The sequence below is a fragment of the Flavobacterium coralii genome (genome assembly GCF_019891545.1).
GTDB lineage: Bacteria > Bacteroidota > Bacteroidia > Flavobacteriales > Flavobacteriaceae > Flavobacterium > Flavobacterium coralii.
Window position 1 is genome coordinate 1 of record NZ_JAHDIU010000014.1, and the last position, 5,801, is coordinate 5,801.

The window sequence follows — 5,801 nt, forward strand, 5'->3', positions numbered from 1 at the left end:
GTGCTTATTACCACCAACACCGCTAACGCCGGTGTGTTTGCGGATTATACCCTTCTTGAAGAGTGGACCGAGCTGGAGATCAACCCGGTTCAGACCGTTTATAACGAAGTGGTGGTGCCGATTCCGGCATCATTTGTAGGCCAGAATGTGCGCATTGCGTTTGTTATGGCAGGCGACAACGGAGACCGTTGGCTGGTGGATAACGTATCTGTAGTATCGCAGTGTATCGATCCTTCCAACCTTGGCGCCAACAGCTTCGGCCTTACTACGGCTAACCTAACCTGGACCAACAACAGTGGTGCCACTTCATGGGAAATTGAGATACTGCCTGCAGCAGCGATTCCTACAGAAACAGGTGTTGTTTACAATGGCAACTCACCTTATCCTGCAACAGGCTTAACCCAGGATACCGATTACAAATTCTACGTACGTGCGCTTTGCGCCGATGGCGGAACAAGCGAATGGGTAGGCCCGTTCTTCTTTAGCACGGTGGCTTTGGGTGCAACCTGTAACGCCCCGATAGAAATTGCTACACTGCCTTATTCTACTACCAACAACACCTCAAACTTTGGTGATGACTACAGCGGAAGCCCGGGTGCATCAGGCTGTGGTAGTACATCGGCTTACCTTAACGGTGATGATGTGGTGTATTCTTATACTGCAACAGCAAACGGAACTATAAACATCGCCATGACCGGAAACGGTGCATGGTCAGGTATGTTTGTATATACAAGCTGTGCTAACATAGGTGTAAACTGTGCTGCGGGTGGCGTTGGCGGCTCTGCAGGCAACCCTGTAACTATTCCTAACTTTGCAGTAACAGCAGGGCAGACTTACTATATTGTAATTTCTACATGGGCAACGCCACAAACTACCCCATATACCCTTACAATACAGCAGGTATTTTGTGCTCCTCCGGTTGGAAACCCAACTACAGGAATTACCACTACTACTGCTAATTTATCATGGACAAACCCAAGTGGCGCTACTTCATGGCAGGTATCAGTACAGCCTGTAGGCACAGGTGTACCAACAGGTGCCGGTACTACAGTAAGCTCAAATACATATACAGCTACTTCGTTAACACCTTCTACACAATATGAATATTATGTAAGGGCAGCTTGCGGCGATGGTAACTTTAGTATATGGGCCGGACCTTATACTTTCAACACGCTTTGTGATTCATTCGGAGTTCCGTTTACAGAAGGTTTCAACTCAACATCTCCAACGCAGCAATGCTGGACCGTATTAAACCTTAACGGTGATACGGATGTATGGAACATGGACTATGCAACCAACCCGTTTGAAGGCAACCAAAGTGCAGTTATGTATACCGACTTTAACGCAGGTAATAACAACGACTGGTTAATTTCGCCAACTATTAACCTTACAGGTAACCAAAGGCTAAAATTCCACCAACGCGTTCAGAGTGCAGGTGAGCCTAACGACTTTAGGGTTGTAGCCTCTACAACAGGCATAGACCCTGCAAGCTTTACTATTACACTTATGCCGCTTGCATCATACAATAACACAACTTATGTTGAGTACATTGTAAACATAGTTGATGCTACAAACACACCTGTTTCAGGCCCTGTAAACATTGCATGGCATGTACCTAACGGTGGCCTTGACGGGTGGAGGCTTTATATTGATAATGTAATTATTGAAGATATTCCAAGCTGTCCTGACCCGACTGCGCTTACAGCTACTTCTATCACTGCTAACAGTGCACAATTAGGCTGGACCCCAGGATTTAACGAAACTTCATGGGAAGTTGTAGTACAGGCCCCGGGTACAGGTGTACCTACAGGTGCGGGTACAGCCGTAACAGGAGGAACACCAACTTATGCTGCTACCGGACTAACATCTAACACTCAATATGAGTATTATGTAAGAGCTACTTGTGCTGTTGATGACAACAGTAACTGGGTAGGGCCGTTTACATTTACAACAGCATGTGATCCGCTGCCGATACCTTTCTTTGAAGGGTTTAACTCAGACTCTCCGACACAAAACTGCTGGACAGTACTTAACCTTAACGGCGATACAGATGTATGGAACATGGATTATGCACTTAATGCCTTTGAAGGTAACCAGAGTGCGGCCATTACTACCGATTTTAACGCAGGTAATAACAACGACTGGCTAATTTCGCCTACACTTATCCTTACAGGTAACCAAAGGCTTAAATTCCACCAGCGTGTTCAAAGTACAGGCGAGCCTAACGACTTTAGGGTAGTGCTTTCTACTACAGGTACAAATCCTGCAGATTTTACAACAACGTTAATTCCTTTGGCATCATACAATAACACTACCTACGTAGAATATATTGTAAACATAGTTGATGCTACGAACACACCTATTTCGGGCCCTGTTAATATTGCATGGCACGTGCCGAACGGTGGGCTTGACGGATGGAGGCTTTATGTTGACAATGTAATTGTTGAAGACATACCTACATGTCCTGACCCGACTGCACTTACAGCAGGCAACTTTACACCAAACACGGCAGATCTAAGCTGGACACCGGGCTTTACAGAGACTTCATGGGAAATAGTTGTACAGGCTCCGGGTACTGGTGAACCTACAGGTGCAGGAACACCTGTAACAGTAGATCCTGAATATACTGCAACAGGGCTTACAGCTAACACCATTTACGAATACTATGTAAGGGCAACATGTGCTGTTGATGACCTGAGCAACTGGGTAGGCCCATTCACCTTTACTACGGCCTGTGATGCATTTACAGTTCCGTTCTTTGAAGGGTTTAATGCCGGCTCTACTACACAGCCATGCTGGACAGTACTTAACCTTAACGGTGATACCGATGCATGGAATATGGATTATGCACTAAATGCTTTTGAAGGCAACCAGAGTGCAGCAATCACTACCGATTTTAACAATGGTAACAACAACGACTGGCTGATTTCTCCTCAAATTATCCTGACAGGTAACCAAAGGCTGAAATTCCACCAAAGGGTACAATCTGTAAACGAGCCTGACCAATTTGAAGTATTGGTATCTACAACAGGTACTAACCCGGCAGACTTTACTACTGTACTGTTACCACTTGCTACCTACAGCAACACCACATATCAGGAATTTATAATCAACCTGTTTGATGGTGCTACACCAATATCAGGCCCTGTTTACATAGCATGGCATATCCCTTCGGGAGGCCCTGACGGATGGAGGCTATATGTTGACAACGTAATTGTTGAAGACATACCAACATGTCCTGACCCGACAAACCTTGTTGTTGTTGACGCTACTGATACAACTGTAGACTTAAGCTGGACGGCCGGACTTAACGAAACCCAGTGGGAAGTTATTGTTCAGCCACAAGGTACAGGCGAACCTGCCGATACTGCTACAGGCGAAATAGCTGACAGCAACACCTTTACTGTAACCGGACTTACCCCTGGTGAAGAATATGAAGTTTATATAAGGGCGGTTTGCGCAGTTGATGATTTAAGCAACTGGGTTGGCCCAGTTAACTTTAATACAGATGTTTGTGCTCCTGCAGACCAGTGTATCTATGACTTTGTAATGGTTGACTCATTCGGCGACAGCTGGAATGGCAACACAATGTCTATCATACAAAATGGTATTACAGTGGCTACACTAACAGGCCCTACAAATGCTGACGATACTAACCCTGTAACTGTTTCTGTAGGCCTTTGTACAGGAATTCCTTTTGAACTATTCTGGAATGCAGGCGGTTCATTTGCGGGTGAAGTTGGTATATCTGTAATAAATACTACTTACAGCGAAACTGTTTACGAAAAAGAGCCGGGAGAAGGTTCTCAAAACAGCTTATTATACACAGGTATCCCTGTATGTTCCCCTATCACGTGCCCTCAGCCAACAGACCTTCTTTCTGAGGGTGTTAACTTAGAGTCTGTTCAGTTAAGCTGGGTGCCGGGTGGTGCAGAAACACAATGGGAAGTGGTAGTTCAACTACAGGGCGACCCATATCCTGGTGATACTCCTGCAGATACTGCTATAGTAAACGGCGATCCTGAATATCTTGCTGAAGGGCTAACACCATCTGTATTCTACGAATACTATGTAAGGGCTATTTGTGGTCCTGGTGATGTAAGCTTCTGGTCAGGCCCATACCAATTCTCTATCTTCGCTCCTCCGGGATGTGCAGGTGTAGATGTATATGATGATGAGCTTGAGGTTGTTGCTCCGGGATCTGAACTTACTATATGTCCGGGTGAAGAAACCTGTATAGATTTAAGTGCTAACTATTTTGAAATAGGTGAAACTACAGAATATACAGTAGAATCTATAGATTACTCACCTCCGTTCCCATTCCTTGGCGGACAGGAGCTTAATGTAAATACAGATGATATCTGGTCACCTGTTGTAAACCTTCCTTTTGAATTCTGTTTCTATGGTGAAACATATGATGAAGCAAAAGTTGGTTCTAACGGTGTGGTAATGTTTGGTGATAACATGACAAATGGTGGTACATGTCCATGGTCTTATGACGAAAGCGTTCCGGATCCTGGTTTCCCTATACTTAATGCTATATATGGTGTATATCAGGATATAAACCCTAATACCCCAGGTAGCGATGTAAGCATCAACTATCAGGTACTGGGCAGCTACCCTTGTAGGGCACTTGTAGTTAACTATTATGATGTACCACAGTTCTCTTGCGGACTTAGCGTAGGTACACAAACATCTCAGATAGTTATATATGAAGTATCTAACATTATAGAGGTTTATGTAGAGTCAAGGACTCCTTGTACAGGCTGGAATGGCGGTCGTGGTGTAATAGGCCTTCAAAATGCAGACGGTACTGAAGGTATAACACCTCCGGACAGAAATACCGGTGCATGGACTGCTACAGAGGAAGCGTGGAGATTTGTACCTAGTGGCGATACAAACGTTGTGTTTGAGTGGCTACAGGATGGTGATTTCTACAGCAGCGAAAATGATATTACTGTGTGTGTGAGCGGCGAAACTGAAATGACAGCCCGTGCAACATATACAACTTGTACCGGTGAGCAGATAATCAAAGAAAGTACATTTAACATTAATGTTGCTGCACCTATTGAAGCTAACGAGCCACAAGACCTTAGCCTTTGCTCTAACGGCGAAGAAGTAACATTTGACCTTACAGAAAGCCTTGAAGGCTTAATGGATGACCCAACGGGTTATAACTTTACTTTCTATGCTACTGAAGAAGCAGCAGAACTTGGCCTTACAGATAACCTTCCCGAATCGTATACTACAGATACGGCACAAACTATCTGGGTTAGAATAACACTGGGTGACAGCCCATGTTATATAACAAGGTCATTTGAATTGATACTTAACAATGTACCTCCGCAGTTTACTGCGACTGAAGATACTACAGTATGTGAAGGAACACCTGTAACTCTTGAGGTTTTCCCTGGCAACTTTGACGGTAGCTCTGCTGATGTGTCATACAGCTGGACATTAGACGGCGATGACCTTGGCCTGACTACACAGTCTATAACTGTAACAGCTGCCGGTATTTATGAGGTAACTGTAAACAACGGTGGTTGTGTTGGAACTGAGCAGATAGTAGTTACAACTACTCCTACCCCGGTACCGGATGCACCAGCCGATGTAACAGCATGCGACAGCTACACGCTTCCTGCTCTTACAGTAGGTAACTACTACACAGCAACAGGCGGACAAGGCGACATGCTTGCAGCAGGAGATGTTATAACCGCTACACAAACACTTTATGTGTATGCCGTAAGCGACACCAACCCTGACTGTACCGCAGAAAACAGCTTTGTGGTAACCATAAACAA

At 44.9% G+C, this 5,801-nt stretch carries 1 protein-coding gene; it reads left to right on the forward strand.

The annotated features are described in order from the left end of the window. Positions 1-5,801, forward strand: a 5,801-nt coding sequence (locus KJK34_RS14905) for a choice-of-anchor J domain-containing protein (protein WP_223054693.1), incomplete at both ends; no start/stop codon positions are given.